The organism is Streptomyces tibetensis (assembly GCF_007655005.1).
GTDB lineage: Bacteria > Actinomycetota > Actinomycetes > Streptomycetales > Streptomycetaceae > Streptomyces > Streptomyces tibetensis.
This window is the reverse complement of sequence record NZ_SZVW01000021.1, coordinates 1-17,127: the sequence shown is the minus strand read 5'-3', so window position 1 is coordinate 17,127 and position 17,127 is coordinate 1. Positions and strand designations below refer to the sequence as shown.

Genomic DNA, 17,127 nt, shown 5'->3' with positions numbered 1-17,127 from the left:
ACGCCTACTAGACTTGTAACCAACACCCGGCACTCCCGCCGGGTGGTGACCCGAGGAGCCACCCTTGGCTGCTGAGCTGCACGTCGCGCTGGTCGCGGCCGACCGTGAGGTCTGGTCCGGCCAGGCCACCCTGGTCGTCGCGCGCACCACGTCCGGCGACATCGGCGTCATGCCCGGTCACCAGCCGCTGCTCGGTGTGCTGGAGTCGGGCCCGGTGACCATCCGTACGAGTGAGGGCGGGACGGTCGTCGCCGCTGTCCACGGCGGATTCATCTCGTTCGCGGACGACAAGCTCTCGCTGCTCGCCGAAGTCGCCGAGCTGTCGGACGAGATCGATGTCCAGCGCGCGGAGCAGGAGCTCGAGCGCGCGAAGGCGGAGGACGACGCGGAGGCCCAGCGCCGTGCGGACGTCCGTCTGCGGGCTGCCACGGCGGCCCGCTGACCCCGTCCGCCGCGCGATGATGTCACTCAGCCGCGGCTGGGTACCGGAGAGATCCGGACCCGGCCGCGGCTGAGGCGGATGTGGGTGATTTTTACGTTCCGTTACCTAGGAGACGAGGAGGTCGGTGTCGATGGTCCTCGCTCTGACTGTGTGCGGAATCGTGGTGGCCCTCGTGGTGGTGGGCCTGTTCGTCTTCGGCCTGCGTCGCCGGCTGATCCAGCGGTCGGGCGGCACCTTCGATGCCAGCATGCGCTGGGACGCCCCGGCCGAGGGAGACAGCAACGGCAAGGGCTGGGCGTACGGGGTGGCCCGCTACAACGGTGACCGCGTCGAGTGGTACCGCGTCTTCTCGTACTCGCCCCGTCCACGGCGCGTCCTGGAGCGTTCCGCGATCGAGGTGGCCGGCCGCCGGGTTCCGGAGGGCGAGGAGGAGCTGGCGCTGCTCTCCGACCATGTGATCCTGGCCTGTCTGCACCGGGGCACGCGTCTCGAACTCGCGATGAGTGAAGACGCGCTGACCGGTTTCCTCGCGTGGCTGGAGGCAGCCCCGCCCGGACAGCGGGTGAACGTGGCGTAGCCGCGTTCACCCGCTGGGTGGGGGTTCTCCCGGACGAAGTCTGGGGGAGCGTCAATGTCGCCCAGGGTCTAGGACCCTTCGAACTTCTCTTTCACCCGGCCTACTTCAGGCCGCTGTCGATGGCGGTCGCCAGCTCTCCGCCCGCGGTGTCGCCGCTGAACTCCCAGAAGAACGCGCCGCCCAGGCCCTGGTTCTTGGCCCAGCTCATCTTCCCGGCGATGGTCGACGGGGTGTCGTAGGACCACCAGTTGCTGCCGCAGTGCGCGTACGCCGTGCCGGCGATGGTGCCGGTGGCCGGGCAGGAGTTCTTCAGAACCTTGTAGTCCTCGATGCCCGCCTCGTACGTGCCCGGTGCCGCGCCGGTCGCCGAGCCGCCCGGGGCGGACTGGGTGACGCCGGTCCAGCCGCGGCCGTAGAAGCCGATGCCGAGCAGCAGCTTCTTGGCGGGGACCCCCTTCGCCTTCAGCTTGGCGATCGCGTCGGCCGAGTCGAAGCCCGCCTGCGGGATCCCCGGGTACGACGTGAGCGGGGAGTGCGGGGCGGTCGGGCCGTCCTTGTCGAAGGCGCCGAAGTAGTCGTACGTCATCACGTTGTACCAGTCGAGGTGCTGGGCGGCGCCGCCGTAGTCGGCCGCGTCGATCTTGCCGCCGGAGGAGCCGTCGGCGGTGATGGCCGCGGTGACCAGGTAGTTCTGGCCGAACTCGGTGCGCAGCGCCGACATCAGGTTCCTGAAGGCGGCGGGGCCGGAGGTGTCGCAGCTCAGGCCGCAGGCGTTCGGGTACTCCCAGTCGATGTCGATGCCGTCGAAGACGTCGGCCCAGCGCGGGTCCTCCACGACGGCCTTGCAGGACTTGGCGAACGCGGCGGCGTTGGCCGCGGCCTGGCCGAAGCCGCCGGAGTAGGTCCAGCCGCCGAAGGAGTACAGGACCTTGATGTGCGGGTACTTGGCCTTCAGCTGCCGGAGCTGGTTGAAGTTGCCGCGCAGCGGCTGGTCCCAGGTGTCGGCGGTGCCGCTGACGGACTGGTCGGCGGCGTAGGCCTTGTCGTAGGCGGCGTAGGTGTCGTCGACGGTGCACTGGCCGTTCTTGACGTTGCCGAACGCGTAGTTGATGTGGGTGATCTTCGAGGCCGTGCCCGACGTCACCAGGTTCTTGACGTGGTAGTTGCGACCGTAGACGCCCCACTCGGTGAAGTAGCCGAGCTTGACCTTGTCGCCGGTGGGTGGCGGCTCCGTGGTGCCGCCGGTGGTGCGGACCCGGACGGCGCCGCTGACCGGGCCGGTCTGGTCGGCGGTGTCACGGGCCTGGACGGAGAAGGAGTAGTCGGTGCCGGCGGTGAGGCCGGTGCCGGTGTACGAGGTGCCCGTCACGGTGGCGACCTTGCTGCCGTCGCGCAGGACGTCGTAGTTCTTGACGCCCTTGTCGTCGGTGGCGGCGGACCAGGACAGCTTCACCGAGGTGTCGGTGATGTCCGAGGCGGTCGGGGTGCCCGGGGCGCTCGGCGCGCTGTCACCGGGTTCCGTGGTGCCGCCGTCGCAACTGCCGCCGTTCAGCTTGCAGTTCGCGGGGGAGCCGGTGCCGCTGCCGTTGAAGCCGAAGGAGACGGAGGCGCCGGGGGCGAGGGTGCCGTTCCAGGACTTGTTCTTCGCGGTCCAGTGGGTGCCGGCGGAGGTGACGTCGGCGTCCCAGGAGGAGGTGACGGAGGTTCCGGAGGGGAAGTCCCACTCGACGGCCCAGGAGCTGAGCGTCGTGGTGCCGGTGTTCTTCACCGTCCACTTGCCCTCGAAGCCGGAGCCCCAGTCCTGGGTCTTGGCGTAGGTGGCGGTGGCGGACGTGGCTGCCTGGGCCGGGCTCGCCAGGCCGACGAGGCCGGCGAAGGGGAGCAAGAGGGTCGCGAACCCCGCCGCGGCTCTGTGTCTGAAGCGCATGCTGCGCCTCCTCGATGGAGTTGTGGGGGCGTGACTGAGCCTCACGCCCACTCATGGTGCGGTGAGAATAGAAAGGTCTGGACCACCGGTCAATAGGTCTGGACCACCCTGTACCCGGTGTGTGCCGCGTCGGACCCGGGCCCGCTTCAGACACCCAACTCCTGCGCCAGCACGGCTGCTTGCACTCGGCTCCGCAGACCCAGCTTCCCGAGCAGCCTGCTGACATGGGTCTTCACGGTCGCCTCGGCCATGTCGAGCCGCTCCGCGATGCCCGCGTTGGACAGCCCCCGGCCGAGGCAGGACAGCACCTCGCGCTCCCGCCGGGTCAGCTGTTCGAGCACCGCCGGATCGGACGCGGGCTCCCGTGCGGGCTTCGCGGCGAACTCCGCGATCAGCCGCCGCGTCACCGCCGGGGCGATCAGTCCCTCCCCGCGCGCCACCGTCCGCACGGCCTCCAGCAGTTCGCTCGCCTCGGTGTTCTTCAGCAGGAACCCGCAGGCGCCCGCCCGCAGCGCCCCGAAGACGTACTCGTCGAGGTCGAAGGTGGTCAGCACCAGCACGTCGGCGAGCCGCTCCGCGACGACCTGCCGGGTCGCCGACACCCCGTCCAGACGCGGCATCTGCACATCCATCAGCACCAGGTCAGGCCGCAGCTCACGGGCCAGCGCCACCGCCTGCTCACCGTCCACCGCCTCACCGACCACCTCGATGTCGGGCGCGCTGCGCAGGATGAGGACCAGACCCGCGCGGACGGCGGACTGGTCCTCGGCGACGAGGACCCGGACGGGCGAGCTCATGCGGTGTCTCCTTCGGCACGGTGGCTGACGGGGAGGGTGGCGCGTACGGCCCAGATCTTGCCCTCGGGCGAGTCCTCGGGGGCGGCTTCGAACGTGCCGTCCAGCAGGGCCACGCGTTCTCTCATGCCGACCAGACCCGCGCCGGACCCGGGGGCGCGCGGGGCGTCCCGGTCCCCGTAGGGGCTGGTCACGCTGACGATGAGTGAGCCGTCCCGCCGCATCAGGGAGACGGTGACCCGGCCCGGGGCCGCGTGCTTGAGCGCGTTGGTCAGCGACTCCTGCACGATGCGGTAGGCGGCGAGCTCGACGGGGGTGGGCACCTCGCTCCGTTCGGCGTCGAGGGTGACGTCGAGGCCGTTGGTACGGGCGCCGTCCACCAGCGAGCCCAGGCCGTCGAGCGTGGGAGCGGCGGACGGTTCCACGTCGCCGCTGCTGTCGCGCAGGAGGCCGATCAGCCGTCGCATCTCGGCGAGCCCTTCCACACTGTTCTCGCGAATGACCACGAGCGCGTCCTGAGTGGTCTTCGGATCGTCGAGGGACAGCGCGGCGGTGGAGTGAATGGCGATCGCGGACAGATGGTTGGCCACCATGTCATGCAGCTCGCGGGCCATCCGGGCGCGCTCGGCGGTGACGGCCTGGGTGCGGTCCATCTCCGCGAGCAGCGCGGTCTGCTCGGCGCGCAGCCGCGCTGCCTCGGCGGCCTCGCGGTGGTTGCGCACGATCAGCCCGGTGGAGGCGGGCCCGAAGGCGACCAGGCCGGTGACCACGCCGATCAGCAGCGCCTCGGGCTCGCGCCAGACCGCGAACGGCACGACGGCTCCGGCCACGGTGAGCAGCCCGGTGATCCGCGGAATGCGGTGGGCCGAGGACGGCGGGCCGTACAGGACGGCCGCGTACACGAGGTCCGTGAACATCAGGATCGTGGCCACGTTGCCCTGGGTGACGACGTCCAGGACGATCGCGGCCGTGCCGATCAACAGGCCGGTGCGCGGGGCGGCCCGGCGCAGCAACTCGCAGCCGGCGAGCACGAACAGCGGCAACAGGACCGGCCAGCGCCCGGGCAGGAGCACGTACACCTCGGTGCTCGGTCTCGTGGCCAGGCCGACACCCCACAGCAGCAGTCCGCCGAGCAGGCTGCCGAGCGCGACGTAGACGTCGAAACGTCGGGGGCGGGGGAGTCCAGCGGCCATGGCACCATCCAACACGGCCGGTCACACCCCGCGCATGACCCGCGCGTAGGGGCTCCGGCTGCATCTTTCGATGTACCCGGGGTTCGTCAGTCGCGACGACGATTCCGGCCGCCCCGCCCGGGAGCCTGGAGAGGTGACCGAGAGGAGCGAACCGTGATCGTCGCCTTGATCGCCGCCTGCGAGATCGGCTTCTGGGTGCTGCTGGCGGCCGGCCTGTCCGTCCGCTACCTGCTGCGCATGCCCCGTACGGGGCTGGCACTGCTGCTGTGCGAGCCGCTGCTGGAGGTCGTCCTGCTGGTGGCCACCGCGCTGGACCTGAAGAACGGCGCCGAGCCGAACTGGACGCACGGCCTGGCCGCGCTGTACATCGGCTACACGGTCGGGCACGGCCACCGCACGGTGAAGTGGCTCGACGGCCACGCCGCCCACCGGCTGGGCGGGGCCCCGAAGCCGATCGGGCCGCCGCGCTACGGCATGGCCCGGGCGCGCTACGAGGGGAGGGTCTGGCTGGGCACGCTGGTGGGCGCCGTCGTCGCGACCGTGCTCCTCCAGCTCGCGATCTGGTACGTGGACGACCCGAGCCGCGTCACCTCTCTGGAGAGCTGGCGCTATGTGGCCTGGCGTGCGGCCGGGATCCACGGACTGGTCGCGCTGAGCTATCTGATCTGGCCGCGGAAGGCTCCCGCGGGGGAGCCGGAGGAACGGCTGGAGAAGGAGAGGGCGCACCCATGAGCAGGGCCCGCGGGAATCTGGTGGAAGGCGTCGTCACCTTCGTGATCGGACTCGGGCTGTGGCTGTTCACCGGCGACGTGGAGGTCCCCGTCGTCACCCTCACGAAGGTCGGCATCGTGATGATGTGCGTCGGCGGCGTGCTGGTCGCCTCCGGCCTGTGGCAGGCGGCACGCGGCAGGAACTGACTACCGCTCCCCGCCCGGAACCCACAGCACGTCTCCGACCTCCTTGTTCGCGGTCCTCGCGAGGATGAACAGGAGGTCGGACAGGCGGTTGAGGTAGGTCGCCGTCAGAGGGTTCATCGTCTCGGCGTGGACCTCCAGGGCGGACCAGGTCGAGCGCTCCGCCCGGCGGACCACCGTGCAGGCCTGGTGCAGCAGGGCCGCGCCGGGGGTGCCGCCGGGGAGGATGAACGAGCGGAGCTTGTCCAGCTCTTCGTTGAAGCGGTCGCAGTCCGCCTCCAGCTTGTCGATGTAGAACTGCTCGACCCGCAGGGGCGGGAACTCCGGGTTCTCCACCACCGGTGTCGACAGGTCCGCCCCCACGTCGAACAGGTCGTTCTGGACGCGGGTGAGGACCGTGACGATCTCCTCGTCCAGGCCGCCCAGCGCGATGGCCGTGCCGATCGCCGCGTTGGCCTCGTTGGCGTCGGCGTACGCGGAGCTCCGCAGGTCGGTCTTGGCGACCCTGCTCATGTCGCCGAGGGCGGTGGTGCCCTGGTCGCCGGTCCTGGTGTAGATGCGCGTCAGATTGACCATGTGGCCAGCGTAGTTACGCTCAGGCGGTTCGGAACACGCGTGTGCCCACTGTCACGGACAGCGTCGTGAGACCGAAGGCCACCAGCGCGCCGTGGAGCATGTGGGGTGTGGCGTAGCTGCCGACGTAGGCGTCCCGCACCGCGTCCACCAGATAGCGGAACGGCATGAGGTGCGACAGGACGTTCAGCCAGGCCGGGCCCAGGGTCATGGGGAGCATCAGGCCGGACAGCAGCATGGACGGCATGGTCAGCGCGTTGATCGCCGGGCCGAAGCTCTGCGGGGTGTCCATCCTCATCGCCAGCGCGTAGGACAACGCGGCCAGCGAGAGCGTGAGCAGGGCGACGAAGGCGAAGCCGATCAGAACGCCGGCCAGCGGCGCCCGCAGACCCATCGCCACCGCCGCAAGCACCAGCAGTACGGCCTGGAAGACGAACACCGTGGCGTCCCGCAGCACCCGGCCGAGCAGCAGGGACAGTCGGCTGACCGGGGTGACGCGCATGCGCTCGACCACGCCGTGGCCCTTCTCGATGATGATCGAGAAACCCGCGAAGGACGCCCCGAACAGACCGAGTTGGAGCAGCAGCCCGGGGACGAGCACTTGCCAGGAGCTGCCTTGCTCGCCGAGCGGCAGGTCCGTGAGCAGGGGGCCGAAGAACAGCAGGTACAGCAGCGGCATGAGCACGCCGAAGAGCAGCGCGAAGCGGGAGCGCAGTGACTGGCGGAGGTAGCGCCCGTAGACGAGGGCGGTGTCGTGCAGCAGCATTCCGGCACTCCTATACGGCTACGGGGGCGGCGTCGGCCAGCGCGGCGCTGCGGCCGGTGATGGCGAGGAACGTCTCTTGGAGCGAGGCGTCGAGCGATCCGCCGTACCGCAGCTTCAGCGCGCTCGGGGTGCCCTCGGCGACGACCACGCCGTGGTCGACGACGACCAGCCGGTCGGAGAGGGCGTCGGCCTCGTCGAGGTAGTGCGTGGTCAGGAACACCGTCGTGCCGTGCTGGTCGCGCAGCCGGCGCACCAGGTCCCACAGGTCGGCGCGGCTGCCGGGGTCGAGACCGGTCGTCGGCTCGTCGAGGAACAGCACCTTCGGGCGATGGGTGAGCGCCAGCGCGATGTCCAGCCGCCGCCGCTGACCGCCGGAGAGCGCGCCGCACTTGCGGTCGAGGAGCTCGGTGAGGTCCAGGTCGCGGGCCAGTTCCGCGGCGCGCTCGACGGCCTGAGCCCTGGTCAGCCGGTACAGCCGCCCCTGGGTGACCAGCTCCTCGCGCACGCTGATCTGCGGGTCGACACCGCCGGACTGTGCCACGTAGCCGCAGGCCCGCCGCACCCCGGCCGGGTCCGTGGCCAGGTCGTGGCCCGCGACGGTGGCGGCGCCGCCGGTCGGCTCCAGCAGGGTCGTCAGCATCCGCAGGGTCGTCGTCTTGCCGGCGCCGTTCGGGCCGAGGAAGCCGAGGATCTCGCCCTCGCGGACGGTCAGGTCGATGGAGCGCACGGCCTCCACGGGGCCGTTCTTGGTCAGGAAGGTACGGGCCAGCCCGGCCGTACTGATGATTGCCATGGCCTCAGAAAAGCAGAGTCTCTTAAAGTTTGCAATGACCCCAAGTTTTCAGGGTCTCCATGGAAGTTAGGATTCGGACATGGCTGAGGGGCTCAGGGAGCGGAAGAAGCGCGAGACCAGGCAGCGCATCTCGGACATCGCCACCGGGCTGTTCCTGGAGCACGGGTTCGTGACGGTGACGATCGCCGAGGTGGCGGAGGCGGCCGACGTCTCCGTGAACACCGTCTACAACTACTTCCCGGCCAAGGAGGACCTCTTCTTCGACCGCTCCGAGGGCGTCGTCGACCGGCTCTCGCGCTGGGTGCGCGGCCGGGACGCGGGGGAGTCGGCCGCCCGGGCGGTGCTGCGCGAACTGCGCGCCGAGATCGAGGCCGTCTCACCCCGGATCGGCCTCATCGAGGGCTACGACCGTTTCATGCGCTGCATCGAAGAGGCGCCGCCGCTGCGCTCCCGGCTGTGGAGCATGCAGCAGGAGCTCCAGGACAACCTGGAGGCGACCCTCCGCGAGGAGACCGGCGCCGCGGCCGGTGACCCGCTGCCCGGGCTGATCGCCGGTCAGATCGTCTGGGTCCACGGCACCCTTTTCGTCGCGATCGGCCGCGAGATGGTCAAGGGGCGCAACCCGGACGAAGTATCCCGGGAGATGCTCGTCGTTCTCGACGACATCGAGGAGCTGTTGGGCGAGAAGGTGCTCAACTACGCCGTCCGAGGCGGCGCGTGACCCCTGGTGGTGTGATGTCCGTCATGTGAGACGTGACGCGCATTACTTACTGGTCACACAGCCCCTCACGAGCGCTAGTGTCCGCCCGAGAGGCAGACATAAGCAGCGCGTCAGGGGAGTCGCACAGTGGCAGGGAAGCTCGCCGTCATCGGAGCCGGCCTCATGGGGTCCGGCATCGCCCAGGTCTCCGCACAGGCGGGCTGGGAGGTGGTCCTGCGTGACGTCACCGACGAGGCGCTGACGCGGGGCACCGACGGCATCAAGGCGTCGTACGACAAGTTCGTCGCCAAGGGCAAGCTGGAAGCGCATGACGCCGACGCCGCCCTGGCCCGCATCACCGCGACCACCGACCTGGACGCCGTGGCGGACGCGGACGTGGTCGTCGAGGCCGTGTTCGAGAAGCTCGAGATCAAGCACGAGATCTTCCGCGCGCTCGACAAGATCGTGAAGGACGAGGCGGTCCTCGCGTCCAACACCTCCGCCATCCCGATCACCAAGATCGCGGCGGCGACGGAGCGACCGGAACGGGTCGTCGGCACGCACTTCTTCTCGCCGGTGCCGATGATGCAGCTGTGCGAGCTGGTGCGCGGCTACAAGACCAGCGACGAAACCCTGGCCACCGCCCGGGAGTTCGCCGAGTCGGTCGGCAAGACCTGCATCGTCGTCAACCGCGACGTCGCCGGCTTCGTGACGACCCGTCTCATCTGCGCCCTGGTCGTCGAGGCCGCGAAGCTGCAGGAGTCGGGCGTGGCGAGCGCCGAGGACATCGACCTGGCCTGCAAGCTGGGCTTCGGCCATGCCATGGGCCCGCTGGCGACGGCGGACCTGACCGGCGTCGACATCCTGCTGCACGCCACGAACAACATTTACACCGAGTCCCAGGACGAGAAGTTCGCGGCTCCCGAGTCGATGCGCCGGATGGTTGACGCCGGTGACATCGGGCGCAAGAGCGGGCAGGGCTTCTACAAGCACTGAAACCGCACATGCCCCGGGGCCCATCACACCCCAGGGTGAATTCGGTATCGGTTCGCTTACAAGAAGCAACCTCTGGCTCCTCCACACAGTCAGAGGTTGCATCACCCACATCCAGAACGCGGAGCACGATTCGCACGCACGGGGAGCGCATATGTACATCAGGGGCGACCACGCCGGGCTGGTCGTCGGGGGCCGCCTCGACGTCCGGAGCGCGGCGGACGCCCGTACGGTCCTGCACTCGGCCGTCGACGACGGAGTCGGGGACCTCGTGCTGGACCTGTCCGAACTGGACTCCTGGGACGCCACCGGACTGGGTGTGATCATGGGGGCCCACCGACGGGCCGGCCGCTGCGGCCGGCGCCTGGTGCTGCGCGACGTACCGCCGCAGATGCAGCGCCTGCTGGTGGCCACCCGACTGCACCGCATCCTGGCGATCGAGGGAGGCATCGGGGTGGAGACGCTTCCCCGCGTGTGACGGCTCGTACGGGTGTGAGCCGGGCGACCGGGGAGACCCGGACGCACGTCGCCGACCGTGCGACGCGCACAATCCTCACGAGACCGTGACGTTACGGACGGAGCGGTACCCCGGACTGTCGTAGATACTGTGCGAAGGTTTAGGGTTCGGCTGCCCGCTGCCTTGACACCCTTCGAGCGGGACCGGACCAGAAGCGACAGCGCGGTGTGCAGCAAGGCCGGGAGGGGCTTTTCCAAGCACACACACGCTTTTGGGGGGCTTGACCTATGGATCCTGACAACCAGGGACCCGAGGAGTACGGCCACGATGGCGACGGCCCCGCGCCGCGCCAGCGCCCTCCCAGGGAATCCCTCACACCGGACTTCGCCCAGCACGCGCCTGCGCTCGCCCGCACGGTGCAGCTCGTCGCCGGCGATTTCCTGCTGACGGTCAACCCCGTCGACGGCAGCGAGATAGAGGTCTGCCCGCCCACTGCGCGGCCTGCCCGGCCGGTGAAGCTCACCGCGGCCGAGCGCGCCGAGGCCGAGCGTGCGGCTCGTCCGCCCGTCCCGCCCGGCCCCCCGCAGCCCGCCCTGCCGCTGCTGGCCCGCCAGGACGAACGCGAGCGCCTGGTGCGCCTGCTCGCCCGCGGCCGCTCCACCCGCCTCACCGGCCCGGCGGGCTCGGGCCGCACCCGCCTCCTCGACCTCGTCGCCGAGGACTGCTCCGACCTCGCCCCCGACGGCGTCGTCCGTCTCAACGGCTTCGGACGCACCTCCGACGACCTGCTGTACGGCCTGTTCCACGCGGTGTACAGCGCCCCACTGCACCGCCCGGACCGGGACGAACTGCTTGGTCACGTCCGTGAGATCGGCGCGGTCGTCGTCCTCGACGACCTGGAGTTCGGCGGCGCAGCGCTGGACGAGCTGCTGCAGGCGACCCCCGAGTGCGCCTTCCTGCTCGGCGCCACCCCGGACGTGCCGGCCCCCTCCGCCCACGCCGCCGTCGAGGAGGTCGTCCTCGGCGGACTGGAGCGCGCGGCCGGGCTCGACCTGCTGGAACACGCCGTCGGCCGGACCCTCACCGAGGACGAGTCCAACTGGGCCGGCGACCTCTGGTTCGAGTCCGAGGGCCTGCCGCTGCGCTTCGTCCAGGCCGGCGCCCTGCTGCGGCAGCGCGACCGGCTGCGCGCCGGCACCAGTGCCGTCGACGAGTTCGGCGTCTTCGAAGACGCGCCCCCGGCCGACAGCGTGGAGACCTACGACCTCGGCGACGACGTGCCGCTGCCCGCGCTCGGCGAGGCCGCCGCGCCCGCGCCGCTGCTCGCCTCCCGGCTGAGCGCCTCCGCCCGCGCCACCCTGCGGTTCGCGCTCGCCCTCGGCGGCGAGGTCCCGCACCAGGCGCATCTGCCCGCCCTGGTCGGCGACACCCACGCGGACGCCGCCCTCGGCGAACTGGCCGCCTGCGGTCTGGTCTCCCCGGTCGGCTCCCGCTACCGCCTCGCGGCCGGTGTGCCGGCCCAGCTGGAGGCCGCCGGGTACGCCGACGAGGCCGAGGCCGGTGCCCGCAGCGCCGCCCAGCACTACTCCTGGTGGGCCGGGCACCCTTCGGTCACCCCTGAGCGCGTGTGCGCCGAGGCCGACGCGCTCCTTGCCGCCCTGGCCGTCCTCGGGCCGGTCACCCGGCCGCCCGCCGAGGGCGAGGAGAGCGCGGCCGTTCACCTGGCCCGCACCGCCGCTCCCGCGTTCGCCGCCGGACTGCACTGGAGCGCCTGGGAGCGGGCCCTGCGCTCCGGCGCCGAGGCCGCCCGGCTCGCCGGGGACGTCGCCGAAGAGGCCTACTTCCACCACGAGCTCGGCGTTCTCGCCCTGTGCGCGGGGCAGCTCGACCGGGCCCGCGCCGAACTGGAGGCCTCCATCGGCCTGCGCGGCGCCCTCGCCGACAAGCGCGGCACCGTCGCCGGCCGCCGTGCCCTCGCCCTGGTCGCCGACCGCTCGGGCACACCGATCGGGCTCGGGCCGACCGCGGGGGAGGAGGTGCCCGACGCCCGTGACGAGGAGTCGGCGTCCCCGCCCGGCGGTGTTCCGGCACCCTTCCCCACGCTCCAGCAGCCGCCCTCCCCGGCCCTGGTCACCCACCGCAGCTCGCCCGCGCCCTCACGGGCGGCCCGGGGCGGCCTCAAGGGCCTGGCCCGGCGCAACCTCGTGGCCGCCGGTGCCGGTGCCCTGCTCGTCGCAGTCCTGGGCACCGTGGTGACGCTCGGCGCCACCTCCGACAACGACAAGAACCCGCCCTCCGGCCAGGTCGGTGTCAACCCGTCCGCCAGCCAAGGGGTCAGCGACGACAGCCTCGGCGCCGACCGGCCGAAGAACGACGGCGGCGGCGACACAGGCGAGGTGCCCGCCCGCCCGACCGACCCGGGCCCGGACGGCACCCTTGGCACGTCGGACGACCCGACGCCGACGGCCTCGCCGAGCGGTTCGCCGGACCCGAGCGACTCCGCGTCACCGTCGAGGCCGCCGTCGACCTCGAAGCCGCCGTCCACCACCGAGCCGCCTGCGACGTCGAAGCCGCCCACGTCGAAGCCGCCGACATCGAAGCCGCCCACGTCCGAGCCGCCGACCTCGCAGCCGCCCACGTCCGAGCCGCCCACCTCGCAGCCGCCGACGACCAGCCCGTCCACCTCCGACTCGGCCAGCGGGCCGGCGCCGAGTGCTCCCACGAGCACCACGGCGAGCGCGCCGCAGAGCACCACCGGCGCGCCGAGCAGCCCGGACACGGTGATCTGACACCCCGCACCGACAGCAGGGCCGGGTCCGTTCCACGGACCCGGCCCTGTTCGTCTGTTCGTCTGCGTGCCGGCTGTCAGAACAGCCGCAGCTTGTCGTCCTCGATGCCCCGCAGCGCGTCGTAGTCGAGCACCTGGCAGCCGATGCCGCGGTCGGTCGCGAGGACGCGGGCCTGGGGCTTGATCTCCTGGGCCGCGAAGACACCGCGCACCGGGGCGAGATGGGGATCGCGGTTGAGCAGCTCCAGGTAACGCGTGAGCTGTTCCACACCGTCGATCTCACCGCGCCGCTTGATCTCCACCGCGACGGTCTTGCCGTCGGCGTCCCGGCACAGGATGTCGACCGGCCCGATGGCCGTCGGGTACTCGCGGCGGATCAGCGTGTAGCCGTCGCCGAGTGTCTCGATACGGTCGGCGAGCAGCTCCTGGAGGTGCGCTTCCACGCCGTCCTTGATCAGGCCGGGATCGACGCCCAGTTCGTGCGAGGAGTCGTGGAGGACTTCCTCCATCGTGATGATGAGCTTCTCGCCCGCCTTGTTGACGACGGTCCAGACGCCTTCCTCCTCGCCGGTGCCCTCCTTCAGGGTGCAGGGCGGCGACATCCAGTTCAGGGGCTTGTAGGCCCGGTCGTCGGCGTGGATCGAGACGCTGCCGTCCGCCTTCACCAGGATCAGGCGAGGGGCCGAGGGAAGGTGGGCGGTGAGCCGCCCGGCGTAGTCCACGGAACAGCGGGCAATGACGAGACGCATGGTCGGCAACGCTACTCGACGGGCGCCTGTCCACGCGATTCGCCCTGGAAAACACGTGTTCGGTAATGGCCGATTGTGTGCATGGTGTGCTCATCGAGAGTGTCTCATCTGCGCATTTTCCTGGTGCCGTCACCTTGCGTTGCTTACCGTATGAACGGGAGGTCGCGGTGCGTGTACGCAGCGTGTCCGGTGTCGCGAACTCCCTTATCTGTCCGGCAACCCCTGCCCGCCGGGCGGGGGTGCGAGAGGAGAACTCATGTCGCTCGACGTCTCACCGGCCCTACTCGAACAGGCCGAGCGAGGCGAGGTCGACGAAGCGGAATTCGTCGACTGCGTCCGGACCTCCCTGCCCTATGCGTGGGAGATGATCAGCTCACTGGTGGCCCAGCTGAAGGTGGACGGCGGTGCGTTCGCCGACAACCAGACGCCCCCGCCGGACGAGCAGGCACGCGGTCAGCTGCTGCGTGCGCTTGCGAGTGACGCGATACGCGGCGCGCTGCAACGGCACTTCGGTGTGCGCCTGGCCTTCCAGAACTGCCACCGGGTGGCCGTGTTCCCGCTCGACTCCTCGGTCGACGAGAAGCTGGACCGTTTCACCTCGGTTCGCAGTCAGGTGCTGAACCAGTCTCCCGAGTTCCGGGACTGCTGACGCGGCGCCATTTGCTTGCCGCTCCGTACGCGGGAGGTGCGGTTCTGTACCGGAGCGGCAAGCCCCCAGGAAGTCATCGCGCCGTCAGACGAGTTGGGGGAGCACCTCGGCGCCCAGCCGACGCACGTTCTCCTCGGTCGCCGCCAGATCCCCGGAGCCCTCGACGAGCAGCGCGAAGCGGGAGATGCCGGTCCGCTCACTGGTCGCCGCCAGCCGGTCCGCGCACAGCCGCGGGGTGCCCACCGGGTGGAGCCCGCAGAGCAGTTCGGTGTAGGCCAGCGGGTCGCGCATCCGGCGCGTGCGCCCGTCGACCGTGACATGCGCCTCCAGGCCCTGCTTCAGCCAGCCCGGCATCGCCTTCATCAGCGTCTCCGCCGCGTCGACGCGCCGGTCCGCGATCTGGCAGACACCGGCCGACACATGCGACGCGCCCAGGATCTCCTCCGGTGACCGGCCGCAGGCCCGCGCGTGCTGCCGCCACAGCGCGACCATCTCGGCCTTCTCCTCGTCACCCACGTGCATCCCGAGCAGCATCGACAGGCCCCGCTCGGCCGCCAGCCGCACACTCGACGGCGAGGTGCAGGCGACGACCAGCTCGGGTCCCGAACCCTCCGTCAGAGCCTCCGACGGCCGCGGCACCACGGGGACTTCACGGAAGCGGAAGCGCTCCCCGTCGGCCGCCACGGACGACTCGCGCAACCACCGCACCAGAAGCTCCAGGGCCTCCGGGAACCCCTGCTCGTACGCCTCCAGGCCCGCGCCGAACACCTCCAGGTCGACCCAGGGGCCGCCGCGTCCGACACCGAGCGTGAAACGGCCGTCGCTCGTGTGGTGCAGCAGCGCCGCCTGTTCGCCGAGGGCCACGGGGTGGACGGTGGGCAGCACGCTGACCGCCGTACCGACCCGGATGCGCCGGGTGCGGCCCAGCAGTAAGGCGGCCAGGGTGATGGCCGACGGGCACGTGCCGTACGGCACGAAGTGGTGCTCGGCCAGCCAGACCGTGTCGAGCCCGGCCTCCTCGGCCACCTCGGCCGAGCGGACCGCGCGGTGCAGCGCCTCTCCCTCGCCCTGACCGGGGAACTGGGCCGCCAACACGAAACTTCCAACGCGCATCGCTTTCCTGCTTCCTTGGCTCCGACACGGAGCTCCCCCACAGCGCATAACCGTCTGACACGTGCCGAGGACACGGCCGGGCGGAGTATTTTGCGGATTGTCTGCAGAATGCGCGGTTCCGCCGGGGGCCCGGGGGAGAGCACCCGGGGCGAACCCGCCGGGCCCCGCGAGGCACTTATGGCGATTGGTGCCGTACGCGTACCCACGTGCGCGCCGCGTAGGCTGGACGCGGCCCGTGCTTCCTGTATAGCCCCGAGAGGTGTCCCGTGTCCCCGCGTCGCAACCGACCCAAGGGCGCCGCTGAATCCGGCCGGAGCGTCGAGGACGACCGCCCCGGCCGCTACGGCGGCTGGCAGTCCTCGGAGAACTGGCAGGGCGAGAACTGGAACGTGCGGCACGTGGCCGGCGCGAGCGCGCAGGGCAAGTCGTACCGCTGCCCGGGCTGCGACCAGATGATCCCGGACGGGATGCCGCACGTGGTGGCGTGGGCGGATCACACGGGCGTCGACGACCGCAGACACTGGCACAAGGCCTGCTGGAACGCGCGGGACCGCCGCACCCCGGGGGTGCGGCGGTCCCGTAACGCGCCGAGGTTCTGACCGGGCTCAGACGTCCCGCTTCTCCTGGAGCGCGAAGGCGCCGGCGAACGCCACGGCCGTGACGCCGAGGATGATCCACAGCGGGTCCCAGCCGGACGGGCCGGACTGGCTGAGGGAGTTGGCGTAGAAGACGCTGAGCTGGTTCGGGATCGAGTACTCGAACAGCGCGTCGCGCACGCCCTGCAGGGACTCCGAGAACATGAACAGCGCGATCACCAGCGGGGCCAGCACGGCGCCGATCATGATGGTGATGGCGCCCGCCGAGTGCCGGATGATCGAGCCGACGAGGAGCGAGAGCAGGCCGAGCAGCGCGATGTAGAGCGAGATGCCGACCGTGGCCTTCAGCCACTCACCGCCGGTGGGGTCCTCGGCGCCGTTGCCCTCCAGCATGGCCACGTGCAGGAAGGCGACGAGGGAGCCGGCCACCAGCGTCACGACGAAGGCGACCAGGAAGAACACGATGGCCTTCGCCACCAGCACCCGTCCGCGGCTCGGGCAGGCGACCATCGTGGTGCGGATCATGCCCGTGCCGTACTCCGAGGCAGTGGTCAGCACGCCCAGCGTGATGATGCACATGCTGCCGAGCAACAGGCCGAAGAAGCCGAGGGACAGTGCGTTCTGTCCGGACAGGTCCGACGAGGAGCTCGAACTCGACACCACGATGCCGGTCAGCAGACCGATGCCGACGACGAGCAGGATGAACACGCCGAGCGTCCACATCGTGGAGCGCACCGACCGGATCTTCGTCCACTCGGAAGCGATGGCGTTGCCGAGGTGGGTGCGCACGATCGGGATCGGCGAGGTGTAGCCGGGACCGCCGGGGTAGGGGGCGGAACCGGGAGCCGCCTGCCAGGCGGGCGCGGCCTGCGGCATCTGGGACTGGGGGCTGCTCATCGGGCGTCCTCGGGCTTGGTCAGGTCGGCGGTCGGGGCGGCGGCGGGCGCGGACGGCGTGGCGGCGGGCTGCGCGGGCGCGGCGTCCGGCTGGGGCGCGGGCGGGGCGGCTGCCGGAGCCTGACCCGGGGCGGCCTGAGGCCCGGGCTGGGCGTACGGGTTGGGGGTGCCCGGGACGGGGGCGCCAGGGGCGCTCGGGACGGCACC

Annotated in this window: 20 protein-coding genes; 10 read left to right on the top strand and 10 right to left on the bottom strand. The window is 71.0% G+C overall.

The features are described 5' to 3' along the window. Positions 1-64 precede the first annotated feature (64 nt). Entirely contained in the window at positions 65-442 is a 378-nt protein-coding gene (locus FDO69_RS31280) for a F0F1 ATP synthase subunit epsilon (RefSeq protein WP_033312984.1), read from the top strand. Between the two features lie 130 nt (positions 443-572). Further along, on the top strand, positions 573-1,019 hold the full coding sequence (locus FDO69_RS31275; protein ID WP_104784712.1) for a DUF2550 domain-containing protein: 447 nt from the start codon (positions 573-575) through the stop codon (positions 1,017-1,019). Positions 1,020-1,119: 100 nt separating this feature from the next. On the opposite strand, the gene FDO69_RS31270 is transcribed toward FDO69_RS31275, so the two are convergent. From FDO69_RS31270 to FDO69_RS31260, 3 genes are all read right to left on the bottom strand, one after another. Next, entirely contained in the window at positions 1,120-2,946 is a 1,827-nt protein-coding gene (locus FDO69_RS31270; RefSeq protein WP_104784709.1) for a glycoside hydrolase family 18 chitinase, read from the bottom strand. A gap of 146 nt (positions 2,947-3,092) precedes the next feature. Further along, the gene (locus tag FDO69_RS31265) at positions 3,093-3,743 is read right to left on the bottom strand and encodes a response regulator (RefSeq protein WP_104784706.1); all 651 of its coding nucleotides are present in this window, start codon (positions 3,741-3,743) and stop codon (positions 3,093-3,095) included. After that, positions 3,740-4,933, bottom strand: a complete 1,194-nt coding sequence (locus tag FDO69_RS31260) for a sensor histidine kinase (protein ID WP_104784703.1) — start codon at positions 4,931-4,933, stop codon at positions 3,740-3,742. Before FDO69_RS31260 ends, FDO69_RS31265 begins: the two co-directional genes overlap by 4 nt. A gap of 153 nt (positions 4,934-5,086) precedes the next feature. Here FDO69_RS31260 and FDO69_RS31255 point away from each other — a divergent pair, with 153 nt between their 5' ends. Beyond that, positions 5,087-5,665, top strand: a complete 579-nt coding sequence (locus FDO69_RS31255) for a hypothetical protein (RefSeq protein ID WP_104784701.1) — start codon at positions 5,087-5,089, stop codon at positions 5,663-5,665. Next, complete coding sequence (locus FDO69_RS31250) at positions 5,662-5,850, top strand: DUF5708 family protein (protein ID WP_104784698.1); 189 nt, start codon at positions 5,662-5,664, stop codon at positions 5,848-5,850. Before FDO69_RS31255 ends, FDO69_RS31250 begins: the two co-directional genes overlap by 4 nt. Here FDO69_RS31250 and FDO69_RS31245 read toward each other — a convergent pair whose 3' ends face one another. Genes FDO69_RS31245 through FDO69_RS31235 form a run of 3 tightly spaced genes read right to left on the bottom strand, consistent with a single transcriptional unit; the run spans position 5,851 to position 7,979 of the window. After that, positions 5,851-6,423 carry a cob(I)yrinic acid a,c-diamide adenosyltransferase gene (locus tag FDO69_RS31245; protein ID WP_104784695.1) on the bottom strand — a complete coding sequence of 191 codons (573 nt, stop codon included), beginning with the start codon at positions 6,421-6,423 and terminating at the stop codon, positions 5,851-5,853. A gap of 19 nt (positions 6,424-6,442) precedes the next feature. Continuing rightward, positions 6,443-7,186 carry an ABC transporter permease gene (locus FDO69_RS31240; protein ID WP_104784692.1) on the bottom strand — a complete coding sequence of 248 codons (744 nt, stop codon included), beginning with the start codon at positions 7,184-7,186 and terminating at the stop codon, positions 6,443-6,445. 10 nt (positions 7,187-7,196) lie between these two features. Next, positions 7,197-7,979 (bottom strand): ABC transporter ATP-binding protein, encoded by a 783-nt coding sequence (locus FDO69_RS31235; protein WP_104784689.1) that lies wholly within the window; start codon positions 7,977-7,979, stop codon positions 7,197-7,199. Between the two features lie 79 nt (positions 7,980-8,058). Between FDO69_RS31235 and FDO69_RS31230 the strand changes: the two genes are divergently transcribed. The 4 genes from FDO69_RS31230 (at position 8,059) to FDO69_RS31215 (ending at position 12,918) form a co-directional block, all read left to right on the top strand. After that, positions 8,059-8,700 (top strand): TetR/AcrR family transcriptional regulator, encoded by a 642-nt coding sequence (locus FDO69_RS31230; protein ID WP_104784686.1) that lies wholly within the window; start codon positions 8,059-8,061, stop codon positions 8,698-8,700. 126 nt (positions 8,701-8,826) lie between these two features. Next, positions 8,827-9,675 carry a 3-hydroxyacyl-CoA dehydrogenase family protein gene (locus FDO69_RS31225; RefSeq protein WP_104784683.1) on the top strand — a complete coding sequence of 283 codons (849 nt, stop codon included), beginning with the start codon at positions 8,827-8,829 and terminating at the stop codon, positions 9,673-9,675. Positions 9,676-9,826: 151 nt separating this feature from the next. Continuing rightward, positions 9,827-10,150, top strand: a complete 324-nt coding sequence (locus FDO69_RS31220) for an STAS domain-containing protein (RefSeq protein WP_053670569.1) — start codon at positions 9,827-9,829, stop codon at positions 10,148-10,150. A 266-nt stretch (positions 10,151-10,416) separates the two neighbouring features. Then, positions 10,417-12,918 (top strand): AAA family ATPase, encoded by a 2,502-nt coding sequence (locus FDO69_RS31215; protein WP_104784681.1) that lies wholly within the window; start codon positions 10,417-10,419, stop codon positions 12,916-12,918. A gap of 76 nt (positions 12,919-12,994) precedes the next feature. Here FDO69_RS31215 and nucS read toward each other — a convergent pair whose 3' ends face one another. Further along, the gene (gene nucS, locus FDO69_RS31210; protein WP_030854272.1) at positions 12,995-13,666 is read right to left on the bottom strand and encodes an endonuclease NucS; all 672 of its coding nucleotides are present in this window, start codon (positions 13,664-13,666) and stop codon (positions 12,995-12,997) included. Between the two features lie 256 nt (positions 13,667-13,922). Here nucS and FDO69_RS31205 point away from each other — a divergent pair, with 256 nt between their 5' ends. After that, entirely contained in the window at positions 13,923-14,315 is a 393-nt protein-coding gene (locus FDO69_RS31205) for an SCO5389 family protein (RefSeq protein ID WP_003993005.1), read from the top strand. A gap of 84 nt (positions 14,316-14,399) precedes the next feature. On the opposite strand, the gene FDO69_RS31200 is transcribed toward FDO69_RS31205, so the two are convergent. Then, positions 14,400-15,428 (bottom strand): LLM class flavin-dependent oxidoreductase, encoded by a 1,029-nt coding sequence (locus FDO69_RS31200; RefSeq protein WP_104784678.1) that lies wholly within the window; start codon positions 15,426-15,428, stop codon positions 14,400-14,402. 266 nt (positions 15,429-15,694) lie between these two features. On the opposite strand from FDO69_RS31200, the gene FDO69_RS31195 reads away from it, so the two are divergent. Then, on the top strand, positions 15,695-16,027 hold the full coding sequence (locus FDO69_RS31195; RefSeq protein WP_104784675.1) for an ATP/GTP-binding protein: 333 nt from the start codon (positions 15,695-15,697) through the stop codon (positions 16,025-16,027). 6 nt (positions 16,028-16,033) lie between these two features. On the opposite strand, the gene FDO69_RS31190 is transcribed toward FDO69_RS31195, so the two are convergent. Both FDO69_RS31190 and FDO69_RS31185 read right to left on the bottom strand, forming a co-directional pair. Beyond that, on the bottom strand, positions 16,034-16,921 hold the full coding sequence (locus FDO69_RS31190) for an ABC transporter permease (protein ID WP_104784672.1): 888 nt from the start codon (positions 16,919-16,921) through the stop codon (positions 16,034-16,036). Continuing rightward, on the bottom strand, positions 16,918-17,127 hold a 210-nt coding region (locus FDO69_RS31185; RefSeq protein ID WP_199838342.1), incomplete at its 5' end, for a hypothetical protein. The genes FDO69_RS31185 and FDO69_RS31190, both read right to left, overlap by 4 nt.

Excerpts from the sequence above, each read along its gene's own strand:
- FDO69_RS31275 (WP_104784712.1), top strand. The coding sequence starts at position 573 with ATGGTCCTCGCTCTGACTGTGTGCGGAATCGTGGTGGCCCTCGTGGTG.
- FDO69_RS31260 (WP_104784703.1), bottom strand. The coding sequence starts at position 4,933 with ATGGCCGCTGGACTCCCCCGCCCCCGACGTTTCGACGTCTACGTCGCG.
- FDO69_RS31220 (WP_053670569.1), top strand. The coding sequence starts at position 9,827 with ATGTACATCAGGGGCGACCACGCCGGGCTGGTCGTCGGGGGCCGCCTC.
- FDO69_RS31215 (WP_104784681.1), top strand. The coding sequence starts at position 10,417 with ATGGATCCTGACAACCAGGGACCCGAGGAGTACGGCCACGATGGCGAC.
- FDO69_RS31235 (WP_104784689.1), bottom strand. The coding sequence starts at position 7,979 with ATGGCAATCATCAGTACGGCCGGGCTGGCCCGTACCTTCCTGACCAAG.
- FDO69_RS31200 (WP_104784678.1), bottom strand. The coding sequence starts at position 15,428 with ATGCGCGTTGGAAGTTTCGTGTTGGCGGCCCAGTTCCCCGGTCAGGGC.
- FDO69_RS31270 (WP_104784709.1), bottom strand. The coding sequence starts at position 2,946 with ATGCGCTTCAGACACAGAGCCGCGGCGGGGTTCGCGACCCTCTTGCTC.
- FDO69_RS31240 (WP_104784692.1), bottom strand. The coding sequence starts at position 7,186 with ATGCTGCTGCACGACACCGCCCTCGTCTACGGGCGCTACCTCCGCCAG.
- FDO69_RS31265 (WP_104784706.1), bottom strand. The coding sequence starts at position 3,743 with ATGAGCTCGCCCGTCCGGGTCCTCGTCGCCGAGGACCAGTCCGCCGTC.
- nucS (WP_030854272.1), bottom strand. The coding sequence starts at position 13,666 with ATGCGTCTCGTCATTGCCCGCTGTTCCGTGGACTACGCCGGGCGGCTC.
- FDO69_RS31205 (WP_003993005.1), top strand. The coding sequence starts at position 13,923 with ATGTCGCTCGACGTCTCACCGGCCCTACTCGAACAGGCCGAGCGAGGC.
- FDO69_RS31230 (WP_104784686.1), top strand. The coding sequence starts at position 8,059 with ATGGCTGAGGGGCTCAGGGAGCGGAAGAAGCGCGAGACCAGGCAGCGC.
- FDO69_RS31190 (WP_104784672.1), bottom strand. The coding sequence starts at position 16,921 with ATGAGCAGCCCCCAGTCCCAGATGCCGCAGGCCGCGCCCGCCTGGCAG.
- FDO69_RS31250 (WP_104784698.1), top strand. The coding sequence starts at position 5,662 with ATGAGCAGGGCCCGCGGGAATCTGGTGGAAGGCGTCGTCACCTTCGTG.
- FDO69_RS31245 (WP_104784695.1), bottom strand. The coding sequence starts at position 6,423 with ATGGTCAATCTGACGCGCATCTACACCAGGACCGGCGACCAGGGCACC.